At 69.2% G+C, this 15,146-nt stretch carries 12 protein-coding genes; 4 read left to right on the top strand and 8 right to left on the bottom strand.

Features of this window, described 5'->3' with window-relative positions:
* Positions 1-269: 269 nt before the first annotated feature.
* Positions 270-1,604 (top strand): PucR family transcriptional regulator, encoded by a 1,335-nt coding sequence (locus tag IEY87_RS09360; protein WP_189138072.1) that lies wholly within the window; start codon positions 270-272, stop codon positions 1,602-1,604.
* Here IEY87_RS09360 and IEY87_RS09355 read toward each other — a convergent pair.
* From IEY87_RS09355 to IEY87_RS45595, 8 genes are all read right to left on the bottom strand, one after another.
* Complete coding sequence (locus IEY87_RS09355) at positions 1,594-2,496, bottom strand: VOC family protein (RefSeq protein ID WP_189138071.1); 903 nt, start codon at positions 2,494-2,496, stop codon at positions 1,594-1,596. The genes IEY87_RS09360 and IEY87_RS09355 overlap by 11 nt on opposite strands.
* 78 nt (positions 2,497-2,574) lie before the next feature.
* Positions 2,575-3,567 carry a PfkB family carbohydrate kinase gene (locus IEY87_RS09350; RefSeq protein WP_308112991.1) on the bottom strand — a complete coding sequence of 331 codons (993 nt, stop codon included), beginning with the start codon at positions 3,565-3,567 and terminating at the stop codon, positions 2,575-2,577.
* A 22-nt stretch (positions 3,568-3,589) separates the two neighbouring features.
* Entirely contained in the window at positions 3,590-4,456 is an 867-nt protein-coding gene (purU, locus tag IEY87_RS09345) for a formyltetrahydrofolate deformylase (RefSeq protein ID WP_189138070.1), read from the bottom strand.
* Complete coding sequence (metK, locus tag IEY87_RS09340) at positions 4,453-5,694, bottom strand: methionine adenosyltransferase (protein WP_189138069.1); 1,242 nt, start codon at positions 5,692-5,694, stop codon at positions 4,453-4,455. The genes purU and metK overlap by 4 nt, the downstream gene beginning before the upstream one ends.
* Positions 5,691-6,767, bottom strand: a complete 1,077-nt coding sequence (locus IEY87_RS09335; protein WP_189138068.1) for a uroporphyrinogen decarboxylase/cobalamine-independent methonine synthase family protein — start codon at positions 6,765-6,767, stop codon at positions 5,691-5,693. Before IEY87_RS09335 ends, metK begins: the two co-directional genes overlap by 4 nt.
* Entirely contained in the window at positions 6,767-8,194 is a 1,428-nt protein-coding gene (locus IEY87_RS09330; RefSeq protein ID WP_189138067.1) for an SAM-dependent methyltransferase, read from the bottom strand. Before IEY87_RS09330 ends, IEY87_RS09335 begins: the two co-directional genes overlap by 1 nt.
* Positions 8,195-8,240: 46 nt before the next feature.
* Positions 8,241-9,206 (bottom strand): methylenetetrahydrofolate reductase, encoded by a 966-nt coding sequence (locus IEY87_RS09325; protein WP_189138066.1) that lies wholly within the window; start codon positions 9,204-9,206, stop codon positions 8,241-8,243.
* A 26-nt stretch (positions 9,207-9,232) separates the two neighbouring features.
* On the bottom strand, positions 9,233-9,784 hold the full coding sequence (locus IEY87_RS45595) for a methylenetetrahydrofolate reductase C-terminal domain-containing protein (RefSeq protein ID WP_225277723.1): 552 nt from the start codon (positions 9,782-9,784) through the stop codon (positions 9,233-9,235).
* 427 nt (positions 9,785-10,211) lie between these two features.
* Between IEY87_RS45595 and IEY87_RS09315 the strand changes: the two genes are divergently transcribed.
* Genes IEY87_RS09315 through IEY87_RS09305 form a run of 3 tightly spaced genes read left to right on the top strand, consistent with a single transcriptional unit; the run spans position 10,212 to position 15,141 of the window.
* Positions 10,212-11,564, top strand: coding sequence for a TULIP family P47-like protein (locus IEY87_RS09315; RefSeq protein WP_189138065.1), 1,353 nt, complete (start codon positions 10,212-10,214; stop codon positions 11,562-11,564).
* A gap of 35 nt (positions 11,565-11,599) precedes the next feature.
* On the top strand, positions 11,600-13,714 hold the full coding sequence (locus IEY87_RS09310; protein ID WP_189138064.1) for a TULIP family P47-like protein: 2,115 nt from the start codon (positions 11,600-11,602) through the stop codon (positions 13,712-13,714).
* A complete protein-coding gene (locus tag IEY87_RS09305; RefSeq protein ID WP_225277731.1) occupies positions 13,714-15,141 on the top strand; it encodes a TULIP family P47-like protein in 1,428 nt (475 codons plus the stop codon). The genes IEY87_RS09310 and IEY87_RS09305 overlap by 1 nt, the downstream gene beginning before the upstream one ends.
* Positions 15,142-15,146 lie beyond the last annotated feature (5 nt).

Genomic DNA, 15,146 nt, shown 5'->3' with positions numbered 1-15,146 from the left:
TAGTTGTAAACGCAATGCTGCCCTGCGGCTACGTGGGCGTCAAGAGGGAGCCGTTGCGTAAATGGGCGGTTTCGGGATCGTTACCGGACACCCTTGGCAAGGCGGTGACCATGCGAAACGCCGTCATGGTGAGACGGCGTCGGACATGGGTCGATTACCACGTATAGCCGACCAGGCGAGGGAGCACTGTGGGCTACAGCACAGTATGGGGGCGTACTCTTTGTCGTCACACACATGGCACCCCCGGCGCTCGACCTTAGGATTCGCTCATGGCGGCAGAGTCACCGTTCACCGGCCTGACCAGCGTCACCAGCGGTTCTACCGCGATCACCCAGGAAAACCGGACGTTGCGCGACCTGGTGGAGATCTACCGCCACCTGTCCGGGCTGGCTCTCCAGGACGCCGACATCGGCACGGTCGCCCACCTCGTCGCCCACCGGACCGACGTGACGGTGGCCATCATCAGCCAGAAGATGGGCATCCTCGCCGCCGCCTCGCCCGGAGAGAGCGACGACAGCGCCATCCAGTACGTCCACGACCATCTGATCCACCCCCGGCTGGCGCACATGCTCGCCGACGCCGGCAAATCCCGGCACCCGCTCCGGCTGCCCGATCCGGCGCGCGGCCGGGCCCGCGTCGTGGCCCCGATCCTCGTCGGCGACACCGTGCCGGCCTATCTCGTCTCGCTCGTCTCGGCAGCCCCAGACCAGGGCGAGGACATCGACCTGCTGATCGCCGAGCACGCCGCGACGATCTGCGGCGTCATCCTGGCCCGCGAGCGGGTCTTCTTCTCGGCGGCCAGCCAGGTGCGGGACGACCTCGTCGAAGGACTGCTGTCCGGGTCGGGCCGGGACAACGACGAGGTCGTGCGCTGGGCCCAGCATCTCGGCTACGACACCGAGCGCGAGCACCGCGTCCTGTCGATCATTCTCGAACCGCCCGCGGGCGACTCCCAGCGCAGCGCCCTCGTCGCCGAACGCGCCGCCGGCGCGACCGCCCGCCTGTTCATCGCCCAGTCCCCGGACGCGATCACCTCCGTACGCACCGACGAGGTCGTCGTGGTGCTGACGGAGAACGCCACGCCGGGCTCGACCACCCGGGCCGAGCAGCTCGGCACCCTGTGCGTGCAGCGGCTCGGGGCGCTGTTCCCCGACGTCGGAGTGTCCATCGGCGTCGGCGGCGCGTTCCACGAGCCGGCGCACATCGCCCGCTCCTACGAGGAGGCGCGGCGGACCAACGAGGTGATCCGGCGGCTCGGCCAGCGCGGCGCCGTGGTCGCGTTCGACAAGCTCGGCATCAGCCGCCTGCTGCTCCAGGTGCCCGACATCGAGACGCTGCGCGAGTTCGCCACGGACATCCTCGGCGAGGTGCTGCGCCACGAGAAGAAGCACCACTCGGAGTACATCTCCACGCTGATGTGCTACTTCCGGGAGAACAACAGCCCGCAGCGGGCGTCGAAGCTGCTGCACGTGCATCCCAACACGGTCACCTACCGGATCCACCGGATCGAGGAGATCACCGGGCTGGACCTGAACAACTATCGCGACCGGCTCGCCGCGCAGGTGGCTCTGGAGATCATCGACGCCCTGGAGGTCAGCGCTTGACCTCGGCGGACGGGTCACCCGCCGTCACGACGGCGGCGGCGGAGTAGACGATGCCGGCCCCGGTCGAGGAGTCGATGTAGCGCGGGATCCAGCTCTCCTCGTCGTCTACCTGCGTCGCGCCCCACCCGTAGCAGACCATGAAGCCGGTCGAGGTGTGCACCCGGAACAGGAACATGTTGTCCGACAGCCGGCGTCCGGGGCTGACGAAGGCGTCCATCTCGTCCCGGGCCAGGTCCCAGGCGATCTCCACCTCCTCCAGCGTGGTCGCCTCGATCATCAGGTGCTCCAGCCGGAGGGTGCCGGCCCCTTCCAGCAGGGCGATGCTGTGATGGCGCGGATTGCACCGCAGGAACCACATCTCGCCGAGGTGCGCGCCGAGGTTGATCGCGTCGGACACCTTCATGCCCATCACGGTGGCGTAGAAGTCGAGACCCCGCTGGAGGTCGGGCACCCGCAGCACGACGAAGCCCAGGCCGAGCTCCCCGGTGACCGTCCGCGACGTCGGCCGCTGCCCCTGGTAGGAGCCCGCCGTCTCCTCCTGGCCGACGAAGAACTCGTGCCGCAGGCCGAAGGGGTCGTCGAAATAGATGAGCCGGTCGACGGAACGGTCCGCCGCGAGGCGCGCCGAGCCCGTCGTCACCTCGAACCCGGCGGCGGTCAGGTGGGCCGCGACGTCCTCCAGCGACTCCTCGGCGCCGATCTCCCAGCCGAGGTAGAGCAGCTGGTCGGAGTCACCCGGGTGGATCGCGAGGCGGTGCGACCGGTCGCACCAGCGCACCCGGACCGTCCCGTCGGGGAGCTGGTAGGCCTCGAAGCCGAAGACATGTGGGCCGAAGTCCAGCCAGTCCTGCGCCGACGCGGACCGCACGCCGACGTACCCGATGCTCCGCATGCCGCATCTCCTCGCACTTCGTGGCGCACAGGGTGCGCCACGACAAGAATACGCGGCCGGACAAATCCGGCATATCCCTCAGCCCAGGGCGGCCCGCAGCACCGGCTCGATGTCCGCCGCCGCCTGCTCACCATAGGCCTCGCGCAGGCGGGCCACGTCGGTGTCGGCGTCGATGGCCCACTCCTGGGCGCCGTTCGACTCCAGCACCAGCGTGGCGACCAGCGCCCCGAGCTGGGCGGCCCGCTCCAGCCCCAGCCCGCCGTTCCCGCCGGCCAGGAACCCGGCCCGGAACCCGTCGCCGACGCCGGTCGGGTCGGCGATCGTCCGGGCCGGCACCACGCCGACGTGCAGCGCGGTGCCGTCCCGGCCGACGAGGTCGACGCCCCGGTCGGACAGCGTGGTCACCCGCAGGCCCACCCGGCCGGTGATCTCGTCGGCGGTCCAGCCGGTCTTGCGGATCAGCAGTTCCAGCTCGTACTCGTTGGTGAACAGGTAGCGGGCACCGTCGACCAGCGCGCGGCACTGGTCGCCGTCGAGGCGGGGCAGCTGCTGCGACGGGTCGGCGGCGAACGGCACGCCCAGCGCCCTGGCCTCCTCGGTCTGCGCCACCATCGCGTCCGGATCGCTCGCGCCGACCAGCACCAGCCCGATGCCGTACCGCTCCACGAGCGGGGCGAGGGAGATGTTCTTCGTCTCCGTCATCGCCCCCGGGTAGAACGACGCGAGCTGGCACTGGTCGTCGTCGGTCGTGCAGGTGAAGCGCGGGGTGTGGGCCGTCTCGACGGTGAGCACCCCGCCGCAGTCGACGCCGTGCCGTTCGAGGATCGCCCGGTAGTCGGCGAAGTCGGCGCCGACCGCGCCCACGAGCAGCGGCCGTTGCCCGAGGACACCCATGCCGAAGGCGATGTTCGCGCCGACTCCGCCCCGGTGGACGACGAGATCGTCGACCAGGAAGCTCAGTGACACCCGGTCGAGCTGATCGGCCACCAGATGGTCGGCGAAGCGGCCGGGAAAGTGCATCAGGTGGTCGGTGGCGATCGATCCGACCACGGCGGTCGTCCCTACGGACACGGCTACTCCTCAGTGAATCTGTCTAGAAGATGATCGTGGTGCGGCCGTTCACCAGGACGCGGTCCTCGCAGTGCCAGGCCACCGCTCTGGCCAGCACGGTCCGCTCGATGTCGGCGCCGCGCCGCGTCAGCTCCCGCACGCTCGCGCGATGCGACACCCGCACGACGTCCTGCTCGATGATCGGCCCCTCGTCGAGCTCCTCGGTGGCGTAGTGCGCGGTCGCCCCGATGAGCTTCACGCCACGCTCCTTCGCCTGCTCGTACGGCCCGGCGCCGGCGAAGGCGGGCAGGAAGGAATGGTGGATGTTGATCACCGGTACGCCGGCCCGGTCCAGGAAGTCGCCCGACAGGACCTGCATGTACCGGGCCAGCACCACCAGATCGACCCGGTTCCGCAGAAGGTCGAGCTGGCGCTGCTCGGCCGCCGGCTTGGTGGCCCTGGTCACCGGGATGTGCGCGAACGGCACCCCGAACGAGGCCACCTCGTCGGCGAGGTCCGGGTGGTTGGACACCACCTGGGACACCTCGATGGGCAGCTCGCCCCGGCGGGCCCGCCAGAGCAGGTCCAGCAGGCAGTGGTCGTACCGGGAGACGAAGAGCGCCACCCGGGCCGGCGCGGCGGCGGCGCGGAAGCGGAAGTCCGCACCGAGCCGGGCCGCGACCTCCTCCCGGAACTCGCGCTCCAGCCGGGGCAGCTCCTTGTCCAGGCCGGGCAGGTGGAACACGACGCGCAGGAAGAACCGGCCGCCCGCAGCCCCGGTGGAGTCCTGGTCGGACTGCACGATGTTGGCTCCGCGCCGGTACAGGAACGCCGAGACGTTGGCGACGATGCCCGGCCGGTCGGTGCAGGACACGACCAGCCGGCCGACATCGGGATCCGTCGAGGTCACAGCGTGGCGGGGACGGCGTCGGCGGACAGCGCGGCCGCCCGGCGGAGCAGGTCGGCCCGGTCGGTCCGCTCCCACGGCAGGTCCAGGTCCGTACGCCCGAAGTGTCCGTAGGCGGCGGTCTGGCTGTAGATGGGGCTGTGCAGGCCGAGGTACTTGCGGAACGCGGCGGGGCGCAGGTCGAAGTGCTCGGCCACCAGCTTGCGGATCAGCGACCGGCTCACCCGCTCGGTGCCGAACGTCTCGATCAGCACCGACACCGGCCTGGCCACCCCGATGGCGTACGCGACCTGCACCTCGGCCCGGCGGGCCAGGCCGGCGGCGACCACGTTCTTGGCGACGTGGCGCGCGGCGTAGGCGGCGGACCGGTCGACCTTGGAGGGGTCCTTGCCGGAGAAGGCGCCGCCGCCGTGCCGGGCGAATCCTCCGTAGGTGTCCACGATGATCTTGCGGCCGGTGAGGCCCGCGTCACCGACCGGGCCGCCGATCACGAACCTGCCGGTGGGGTTGACCAGCAGGCTGCGGTGCAGCGCGTCGGCGTCGTACAGCTCGTCCGGCAGCTCCTGGGAGACGACGTGTTGCCAGAGGTCCTCGCGGATCTGCTCCAGGGTGGCCTCCTCGGCGTGCTGGGTGGAGATCAGCACCTGCTCCACGCCGACCGGGATGTCACCCTGGTAGCGCACCGACACCTGGGTCTTGCCGTCCGGGCGCAGGTAGCCGAGCGTGCCGTCCTTGCGCACCGCGGCGAGCCTGCGGGACAGGCGGTGCGCCAGCGCGATCGGCATCGGCATGAGCTCGGGGGTCTCGTCGGTGGCGTAGCCGAACATCATGCCCTGGTCGCCGGCGCCGGCCCGGTCGAACTCGTCGCCGGAGTGGTCGCTGCGGTGCTCGTGCGCCAGGTCGACGCCCTGCGCGATGTCGGGTGACTGCTTGTCGAGCGCCACGAGGACGGCGCACGAGTGCCCGTCGAAGCCGTAGTCGCCGTTGTCGTAGCCGATCCGGTTGACGGTGTCGCGGACGATCTGGGTGTAGTCGAGCACCTGCGGGGTGGTGATCTCCCCGGCCAGGACGACCATGCCGGTGGTGATCAGGGTCTCGCAGGCGACCCGGGCGTAGGGGTCGAGGGTCAGTGCCGCGTCCAGTACGGCGTCCGACACCGCGTCGGCGATCTTGTCGGGGTGCCCCTCGGTCACGGACTCGGAGGTGAACACATAGTCGTCTTCGATTCCCAGCTGGGTCATGGCGCGGGCTCCTCGTGCGATGGGTTGAGCGGGTTCAGATGGTGGGTGGCGCCGGTCAGCTCGGCGCGCACGGTGGCGGCGCCGGCGACCATGGCGGCGAGCTTGGCCCTGGCGACGGGCGCGGAGATGTTCCGCAGCCCGCAGTCGGGGTTGACGACCAGCCGATCGGCCGGAACGAGATTGAGCGCGCTGCGGATCCTGGTGGCGACCGCCTCCGGGGTCTCCACCTCGGCGGACTTGACGTCGATGACGCCGAGCCCGATCGTGCGGTCCCAGCCGAACTTGTCGATCACCGGCAGGTCGGCGTACCCCTTGCGGGCGAACTCCAGCACGAGCTGGTCCACCCGGGCGTCGAGCACCGCGGGGAACAGGAAGTCGTAGTGGCCCTCCCACGAGGGGCGCGCGTAGCGGTTGCCGTAACAGACGTGCAGCGCCCAGGTGACGTCGACGCCCTCGGTGACGATGTTGACGGCCTCGATCGCCGTCTCCACCTCGCCGGGGTAGCCGGCCAGGAAGGGCTCGTCGATCTGCAGGAGCCGCGCGCCGCGCGCGGCCAGGGCCCGCGCCTCGGCGTTGAGCACCCGCGCGATGGCCAGCACCAGCTCACCGGGGTCGTCGTACGCCTCGTTCCGCACCCGCCGCGACAGCGAGAACGGCCCGGTGAAGGAGAACTTGACCGGACCCGAGGTCTGCTCGGCGGTGAAGGCGAAGTCGTCGGCCAGCATCAGCGACGCCGTGGCCGCCGGCGGCAGCCGCTCGGTGACCCTGGCCTCGTAGTAGTCGAAGTAGAAGTCCTTCGACGTCTGCGGGAGGTCGATGCCCGGCATCCTGGCGAGGAAGTAGTCGATGTCGTTGTCGCGGCGCAGCTCGCCGTCGGACACGATGTCGATGCCGGCCAGCTCCTGGTCCCGGAGCGCCGCCTTGATCGCCATGTCGTGCAGGTCCTGGAGCTGCGCGTGGCTCATCCGGCCGCGGTAGTAGTCGGTCTTCAGCCGCTCCATCCACTCCGGCACGGGGTAGGACCCCACGACGCTGGTGGGAAGGAGCGGCAGTCCGCTCATCAGCTCGGACATCAGTCCCTCACCTGCGCCGTCATCGTGATGATGTTCCCGCCCACCCGATGGGCGAAGGGCGCGTAGTGCACGTCGAAGCCGTTGCGCCGGCCCACATGCGCGAGCAGCGGCCCGTTCACCCAGTTGACGACGGACCCCTCGTACTTCCCGGGGCCCCGGAAGTTCGTCCGGTACGCCTGCACGTCGGTGACGAACAGGTCATGGCAGACGAGCCTGCCGAACGGGTGCAGCAGCTTCAGGCTGTCGGCGAAGCTCGCCACCGCCCCGTTGTTGACGTGCATGCGGATGTCGGCGCCGGATTCGAGCAACGGCCGCAGCAGCTCCCCGCTCATGCCCGGGGCGAGGGAGTAGAGGTCGAGACCGGCCAGCGGGACGTACCGCTCCTCCAGCCTGACCAGGTCCCACACCGCCCGCCAGAAGGCGACGGCGGCGTCCACGTCGGCGAACCGGACCGGATCGGCCTCGGCCAGCAGCCCCGGCCCGAGCCGCAGCAGCTTGTGCACCAGGGCCGGCAGCTCGCCCACCGTGACCCCCAGCGACTCGGCGAGCCCGGCCACGCCGGCGTCGTCGAGGTAGGCGCGGACCTGCACGCAGTAGGTCCGGCCGCCCAGCTGGGCCACCTCGTCGGTCGGCAGGTTGTCGTAGACGTTGGAGATGTAGACGAGGAAGACCTTGTACTTCAGGAAGCCGAGCGAGGTGCCCGGCGTCGTGGCGTCGAGCGCGAACGTGCTGATCCGCGCCAGATGCTCGCTCACCGCCTCGCGGGCCAGGTCGAGCACGTGCTGGGAGTAGTCGCACATCATGTAGTGCAGGCGCCGGTAGTAGTCGCGCCCGTGCGCGGCGTCGAGGGCCCGGAACTCGTCCAGGAAGACCTTCGCCTGGGTGCCGTTGCCCACGCCGAGCTCGACGACGTAGAGCTCCTCGGGCAGGGCGTCGCCGTCGGCCAGCGCGTCCCAGACCTCGAACAGGTCGCGGATCACGTCGCGCGCGGCGTCGTGGTTGTGCGCGTCGCTGTCACCGCCCGGCAGGGCCTGCTCGTACCCCCGGCCGGTGGACTTCTCCCAGAGGTCGAGGTCCTTCCAGTAGCGGGCGTTGAACTCCCACACGCAGCTGCGGCTGCCCGGCCCCCAGTCCTCCAGCAGCACCCGGCCGCCGTCCCGGCGCAGCGCCGCGGCGACCTCCTCGACGGACACGCCGGCACTTCGCCGTACGTCGACCGCGATCTCGATGTCGTCGTCCCGGACGCCCAGGGGCACGATGGCGGGGCCGGGTCCCGTGCTCAGCTCCGGGCACAGGAGGATCGGCCGGACGTCGACCACCTCGCGGAAGTTGGACTTGTACTGGACCCAGTCGCACACGAGCCGGACCTTGCCGAGGTCCGTGGCGGCCCCCCGCAACGCCTCGACGACGGGCGCGAGCGAGGTCATGAGGTCCAGGGGACTCGTACCGCTGAGTTTGGAGTGAGGCCGGAAGTCAACGAGCATGACCGATGCCCTCCATCGGGTGGTGGCGGTTGTGGTCGGGAAGCACGGTCGGCGGCCGGGGGATCCCGGCCCGCCGCAGGATGTCGGGCACGCCGTGCTCGAAGCCGAGCGCCATGAGGTGCACGCCCGCGACGCCGGGGATCGTGGCGAGGCGCTGTACGGCCTCCACGCACACCTCGATCCCCTCCTCCTCGACCCGGCCGGCGGGCACCCCGCGCAGCCTCCGGTCGAGCTCGTCGGGAACGTGCACGCCGGGCACGGCGGTGCGCATGAAGTCCAGGGCGCGCAGCGAGCGGATCGGGCCGACGCCGGCGATGATCTTGCAGTGTTCGGTGACGCCGAGATCCCGCAGGCTCGCCATCCAGCGCTCGAACACCTCGAAGTCGAAGACGTACTGCGTCTGGACGAACTCCGCGCCCGCGGCCACCTTCTTCGCCAGCCGGCGGGCCCGGAAGGTCAGCGGGGGCGCGAACGGGTTCTCGACCGTGCCGATCAGCCAGGCCGGGCGTGGTGAGACGGCCTTGCCGGACATGAGCACGCCGTCGTCCCGCAGGGTGCGCGCGGTCCAGACGAGCTGCACCCCGTCGAGGTCGAAGACCGGCTTGGCCTCGGGATGGTCGCCGAAGCGGGGATGGTCGCCGGTCAGCAGCAGCACGTTCGGGATGCCGAGGGCGCCCGCCGCGAGCAGGTCCGACTGCAGGGCCATCCGGTTACGGTCGCGGCAGGTCAGCTGCATCACCGGCTCGACGCCGGCGCGCTGGGCGAGCAGGCTGCCGGCCAGGCTGGACATGCGGACGTTCGCGCCCTGGTTGTCGGTGACGTTCGCGGCGTCGACCCAGCCGCGCAGGTGATCCGCCTTACGCGTGATCGCCTCCGCGTCGGCCCCTCTCGGCGGGCCGATCTCGGCGGTGACGGCGAACCTACCGGCCGCGAACGCGCCACGCAGCCCGCTCATCGGGGCCTCAACCCCGGGCAGCCCGCTCATCGCGGTCTCAGCCCCAGCTCGCGGCGGAGCAGCGGGCGGGGGTCGTCCTCGCTGGGCGCGATGCCCAGGCCGTCGTCCCGCCCCTGCCAGTAGTTCACCCACGAGCTGCGGTCCCATTCGCGGTGATCGACCGGGCGCTGCAGCAGGTCCAGGTCGGCGCCGTGCCCCGCGTCCTGCGCCCGCTCGATCGCGGTCACCCAGACGCAGACCAGCTCAGGATGGACCTCGCAGCGGCCCTCGGCGGACACCCCGCCGCAGGGGCCGTTGCGCAGCTGCTTCGGGCAGGTCATCGGGCAGGTGTAGCCGGTGTCGGGCAACGCGCACTGGCCGCACATGCGGCATCCGTACAGCTGCTCCTTCGTCACCCGCTCCGCCCAGGTGAACCACCGGTAGGCCGGCCGCCGGCGTTCGAGCCAGGCGCCTAACCGCCGGTACGCGGGCTTGGCGGCGAGGAGATGGTGCAGGGCGTAGCTGACCCGAGCCCCGATCCGGGGAACCACGGGCCGGGGCCAGCCACCACCAGGCACACGCTGCTCGTCGACGCCCACGATCACTCCCTCTGGATGAGCGGCCGCCGACGCGGCCCGAGTGCAGCCGGATCGCGGTCAACCGCTGAGATCGAGGCTGCCAGAGCGCTCAACGCAAGTCTTAGGCCCGCGCACCAACACTGAGGGGACGTTCATTGTGATGACCCACAACCACGCCCGGCTCCCCCGCTCCGGAGCCGAGCACCGTGGCCACGGCCCCCATCACGATCTCGGCGGGCCGGCCGGGCCACGGTCAATGAGCGGCCTGCCATGAGCACCGTAACTTTGCGCGCCGGCGGCTTTGTCTTCCGCCGTGCCGTGGCACAACTGGAATGCGCCTATGACGCCACTCTCCAGAATTCGGTGTCCCCGCCCGGCCGCGCGAAGCCCATTCGGCGCTGCTGACGCAGGATCCAGCGTGCAGCGGTGACACCGGAGGCTTTCGCTGATGAAGACGTACGGCTATGACTATGTTTTCGCGTTGACCGTCGACATGGTCAACGCCATTCTGAACAGCAATCTCAAGAACGTCGACCAGAGCATCGACTATTCGGCGGTGGACCCGGACAGCGGGTCGACGATCACGCTGAACGCCCAGCTCGCGCCCTGGCAGATGGTGGGCGGGCAGAACTCGCTGATCAATCTCAACATCCCCATCGCCCAGGGATCGCTGTCGATGGCGGGCGGCGCGATCACCGGCACCTACGACCTCGGCGGCGTGACGCCGGAGATGCAGATCACGCTCGGCTGGGTCGGCACGGGTGACCAGGCGGTGGCCAGGGGAAGCGGTGACGAGACCCATCTGACCTTCAATCCGGATCCCAGCTCGGACCAGAACAATCCCGGCTACGTCGCGACGCTGCAGGTGCACGATCCCGAGGGCCGGCTGGACGCGATGGCCACGGGCATCCTGTCGGAGTTCATGACCGAAGCACTGTTCGCGAACCGGGACAAGGTCGCCTACATCTTCGCCACCGTGAACCCCGCGCCGGCGGATCTGGCCTCGTGGCTCAGCCCGGGTGAATGGCAGTACTTCGTCTCCCAGGGCAGTGACGGCACCGGCGTCCTGTGCTTCCTGTGCATGCTGACCGACGGCGCCGCCTTCCCGTCCCAGCCCTCCTTCGACCCCTCCGCCCTGCAACCCGCGGCGAACAGCGTGGTGCTGATCTCGCAGCCGGCGTTCTTCGAGAATGTCGTGCTGCCTGCCGTCCAGTCGACGTTCCCCAGCGGGAAGTTCCAGCTCACGTCCGCGGACGATCGGGCCTCGATCGCCAGTGCCGGAGACTTCGACGTCAGCACGGTCACGGTCGACTCCTACACGCTCAGCCCGAGCCCTTCGGGGGACGGCCTGGCCACGAGCTCGTCGGGCGGCGGTCCGCTGACGTTCCTGTTCGGGCTCGCCGATCTGCCGGACGCCGGCTACACCTGGTCGCTGACCACGGTCAACCCGCTGAGCTACGACGGCACCGACATCACGTTCGCCGTCGATCCCCACCCCACCGAGCAGCAGGACTCCACCATCCCCTGGTACGACTGGGTCCTTCTCGTCGTCCTCGGCATCACGGATGCCGCCGGGCTCGCCGACGCCATCTACGAGTGTGTCGAGAAATATGGCGACCAGGCGCAGAACGTCGGTATGTCCACCATCGACAACGACCTGCAGGCCGCCACCGGCGGCGCCGTCATGAACCTCGGCCAGGTCATCGCCTGGACCGAGAACGGCCAGAATCTCACTCCGTCCGCCGTGGGCATGAGCGAATCAGTGTTCATCGCCGGCAACCTCACGATCTCCAGCACGTGAACGAAGAACCCGTAAATAAAGAATGAGGCAGCACCATGAGCACGGATATCAGAGCGCAGAGGCGATCGGCCACGACCGGCGCCGACGGCAACGATGCGGACACCTATGGCTGGGACACGGCCTTCGCCATCAATTTCACCCATGCCAACACCGCCATAACCAACGCCTGGCCGAATATCAGCTCGGGGGCGAAGAATCTGGTGCAGGCCGCCAGCGACGATCCCACATACAACCTCGACGCCGTCCTCGGTCCCTGGCAGCTCACCGTGGGCGGCGACGGTAAGAACATCCGCATGGCCTGCCCCGTGGTGTCCGGTGTCTACAACGCCGGCGGCCAGCAGATCTCCTTCGACGGGAAGAACTGCCAGGTCGTCATCGAGATCGGGATGCAGTGGGTGCCCGACCCCGACCAGTTCTTCTTCGTGATCAACGACCAGTCCCAGGTGGACACGATCAAGGCCGACCTCGACCGGAACACGATCGACGCCACGCTGCGGAGCGCGTTCACGGCCAACGCCATGACCCTCTCGTCCGCCGCCACCGCGCTGGCCGTGCAGCCCGGCGAGGAGTGGCTCATCACGGACGGCACGCAGAACTTCTACATCTTCCACTCCACGGACAAGTACAACAACGAGTTCCTGGACGTCTACCAGTTCCAGCAGAACTGGCTGAACGATCTGCAGGCGCTGGCCGCAGCCGCGTCCGAGGACGAACCCGCCGTCAGCATCATCACGATCGTGAACAACCCGTCCACCGGGATCGCCGCCGCCGTCCTGCCCGACCTGCTGAGCAGCTGGTTCAACACGAACATCGGCGAGTTCAACCACGTCTTCGCCTCGCTCGACCTCGCCCCCGTCCTGTCCGGCGACGGCAACTACGCCTGGATGAAGCCGACGGCCACCAGCTATGCCGTCACCGACCAGGGCACCATGGACTCCAGCGTGTTCGGGGTGCTGACCATGGCTCTCGGGCACCCGCCGTCCGACAACCACCAGGTCTCCCCGTACGCCATCCCGCCCGCTCCCGCGCAGGCCGGCTTCCTCATCAGCGGACCGATGTTCATGCGCAACATGCTGCTGGCGGGCGCCGTGAACATCTTCAACGGCGCCCCGGCGAGCAGCTTCACCATCGGCAACGACGGCCTCACGGTGACGAACAGCACGGATCTCGTGTGGGGCAAGTTCATGATGGACAACAAGAACCTGGGCTCGATCCCCGCCGGCGGCTTCCCGGCGCAGCTCGACCAGGGCACGTTGTCGCAGGACCTGGTCAACGCCCTCCAGCTGGTCGGCGTCTACGTCTCCGGGTACACCGTGTCGGTGACCGCCCAGGGCAGTCAGTGGCTGCTCAGCCAGGGCAGCTCGGAGTACATCCTCGACCTGGACGGCAGCGACCTCGACGTCTACGAGGCGACCATCGTGAACATCGCGGCGGGCGACTTCACGATGAGCCTGGTGCACACCTACGTCGAGATCCAGTTCGTCAACCTGCTCTACTCCTACAGCTCCAGCTACGACGTCCACACCACCTACCTGGAGCAGGTCCAGCTCCAACTGCAGCAGCAGGACGGCAAGCAGATCTTCTGGTTCCAGCCGAACTCCGGCAAGAACCTCACCGTGAACGTGACGAAGACGAAGGAGGCCATCACCCGTGAGATCGTCGAGGGAGCGGTGACCGGCGTGCTCTCCCTCGTCGCCGTCGCGGGCCCGATCATCGAGGGCCTGAGTGCCGGCGCGGAGATCACTCAGCTGAGCGATGACGCCGGCGACGCCGTGATCGAGATGGAGACGTTCTCGCAGATCGAGGAGGACAACCCCGCATCGACCGAGCAGGACGCCCAGGACGCGGCCGGCAAGGCCGCGGACCAGTCCAACGGCAAGCTGACCAACATCAAGAACGCCTTCGCCACCCCGAAGTGGAAGTTCGTCGGGACGTTGGCCGCCCTCGCCGGGGCCGTGGTGGGCGGCGACCAGACGATCTCGGCGATCATCGAGAACGCCGCCAACCAGCAATGGCAGAACGTGCCCGGTTTCGATGACTTCGCGGACCTGGCCATCGCGCCCTACAGCTGGCCGAGCACCCCTGGCTACACGCTGCAGAGCGCGTCGCTGGCGGGATCGCTCCAGGTCGGCCTCACGGTCACCCAGTGATGACCGCGACCGCCACCCTCACGGCCGACGACGCCACCGACGACACGGCCGTTTACACCTATGGCTGGGACACCGCGTTCGCGATCCCGATCCCGGACGTGAACCAGGCCATCGTCGACGAGGGTTCGTCGCCGCCCGGCTTCTCCGTCACCGAGCCGACGTTCAGCGTGACGGGCACGTTCGGTCCCTGGCAGGTGTGCCAGGGCGGCGACGGCAAGGCGGTCCGGATGATCTGGCCGCTCAGCCAGGTGGTGCTGACCTACACCAGCACCGGCAAGCAGCTCACCTTCGACGAAGGCCACGCCGTGGTGGAAGTCGAGTTGCACTACATCCCGCACACCGGGGCGGAGCAGTCCTGCACCGGCAGCCCGCAGGCACTGATCGTCAACTCCACCGCCCCGTCGCCGACGGTGCCGCCGCTGTCGATCATCGACCTCCAGCTCACCCCGGCGCCCGGGACGGTCAGCGGCGCGCTGGTGAGCGCGGCGCTTCTGGACTGGGGTACGGCCAACCTCGGCGACTTCGCGCACGTGTTCGCCGTCGTGGACCTCAACCCGATGGTCGCCCAGGGGCAGTGGGGCTTCGTGACGCCCAACTACACCTCCTATGCCTATCTCGACGGCGACTCCTTGCCGGACAGCGTGCTCGCCGTGCTCTGCATGACGGGGACACGCACCGGCGACCTCCTGCCCGAGCAGGTGAGCCAGGCCGCCATCCCGTCCGGCAGCGTCGCCGGCTTCGTCGTCTCCCAGGCCCGGATGCTGGACGACCTCGTACGGCCGGCGATCATGATGACCTATCCGGGGCTGACCGACGACAATTTCCTGCTCAACTCCGACGCCACCGAGCTCTATCTCACCGAGGGCACGTCCATAGCGCTCGCGCCGGTGACGCAGGACGGCAACTCCTATCAGCCGTACCTGACGAACCTGACCGTCACCGCCGAGGGCGGCACGCTCATCCTGAACAGCTACACGAGCACGGAGGTCGCCGCGGGCATCACCGCGACCTGCGACTCCACCCAGTGGTACACGATCGAGCTCGGCACGTCGTCCAACGGGCAGACGCTGACGTTCACCGCCACCCAGCAGCCCGCGATCGTCCACGACATCCACCAGAGTCCCGGGTCGATCCTCACCCAGCTCATCATCCTGCTGGTCGGCGGCCTCGCCCTGGCGCTGCTCGCCGTCCTGACCGACGGCGCGGCGCTGATCGTCGGCGGTCTGGTGATCGGGCTGATCATGGGGGCCTCGCAGATCACGCCACCACTGATCGAGAAGCTCAACGGTGATGACGCGCCGTCGATCGGCCTGTTGCTGACCAACGCCGTCGATCCGATCACGTGGACCGCCGGCTCGGCCTTCAAGCTGGATCACGCCGGCCTCAATGTGTCGCTCCAACTCGGCGGCGACCCGCTCTTCACCTGACCGCA

Source organism: Nonomuraea glycinis (assembly GCF_014646515.1).
In the GTDB taxonomy this organism is placed as follows: Bacteria; Actinomycetota; Actinomycetes; order Streptosporangiales; family Streptosporangiaceae; genus Nonomuraea; species Nonomuraea glycinis.
This window is presented reverse-complemented; position numbering and strand designations above follow the sequence as displayed.

Bases quoted from the DNA above. Each gene is read 5' to 3' on its own strand.
- IEY87_RS09305 (WP_225277731.1), top strand. From the start codon at position 13,714: ATGACCGCGACCGCCACCCTCACGGCCGACGACGCCACCGACGACACG.
- IEY87_RS09330 (WP_189138067.1), bottom strand. From the start codon at position 8,194: ATGACCTCGCTCGCGCCCGTCGTCGAGGCGTTGCGGGGGGCCGCCACG.
- metK (WP_189138069.1), bottom strand. From the start codon at position 5,694: ATGACCCAGCTGGGAATCGAAGACGACTATGTGTTCACCTCCGAGTCC.
- IEY87_RS09360 (WP_189138072.1), top strand. From the start codon at position 270: ATGGCGGCAGAGTCACCGTTCACCGGCCTGACCAGCGTCACCAGCGGT.
- IEY87_RS09355 (WP_189138071.1), bottom strand. From the start codon at position 2,496: ATGCGGAGCATCGGGTACGTCGGCGTGCGGTCCGCGTCGGCGCAGGAC.
- IEY87_RS09335 (WP_189138068.1), bottom strand. From the start codon at position 6,767: ATGTCCGAGCTGATGAGCGGACTGCCGCTCCTTCCCACCAGCGTCGTG.
- IEY87_RS09310 (WP_189138064.1), top strand. From the start codon at position 11,600: ATGAGCACGGATATCAGAGCGCAGAGGCGATCGGCCACGACCGGCGCC.
- IEY87_RS09325 (WP_189138066.1), bottom strand. From the start codon at position 9,206: ATGAGCGGGCTGCGTGGCGCGTTCGCGGCCGGTAGGTTCGCCGTCACC.
- IEY87_RS09315 (WP_189138065.1), top strand. From the start codon at position 10,212: ATGAAGACGTACGGCTATGACTATGTTTTCGCGTTGACCGTCGACATG.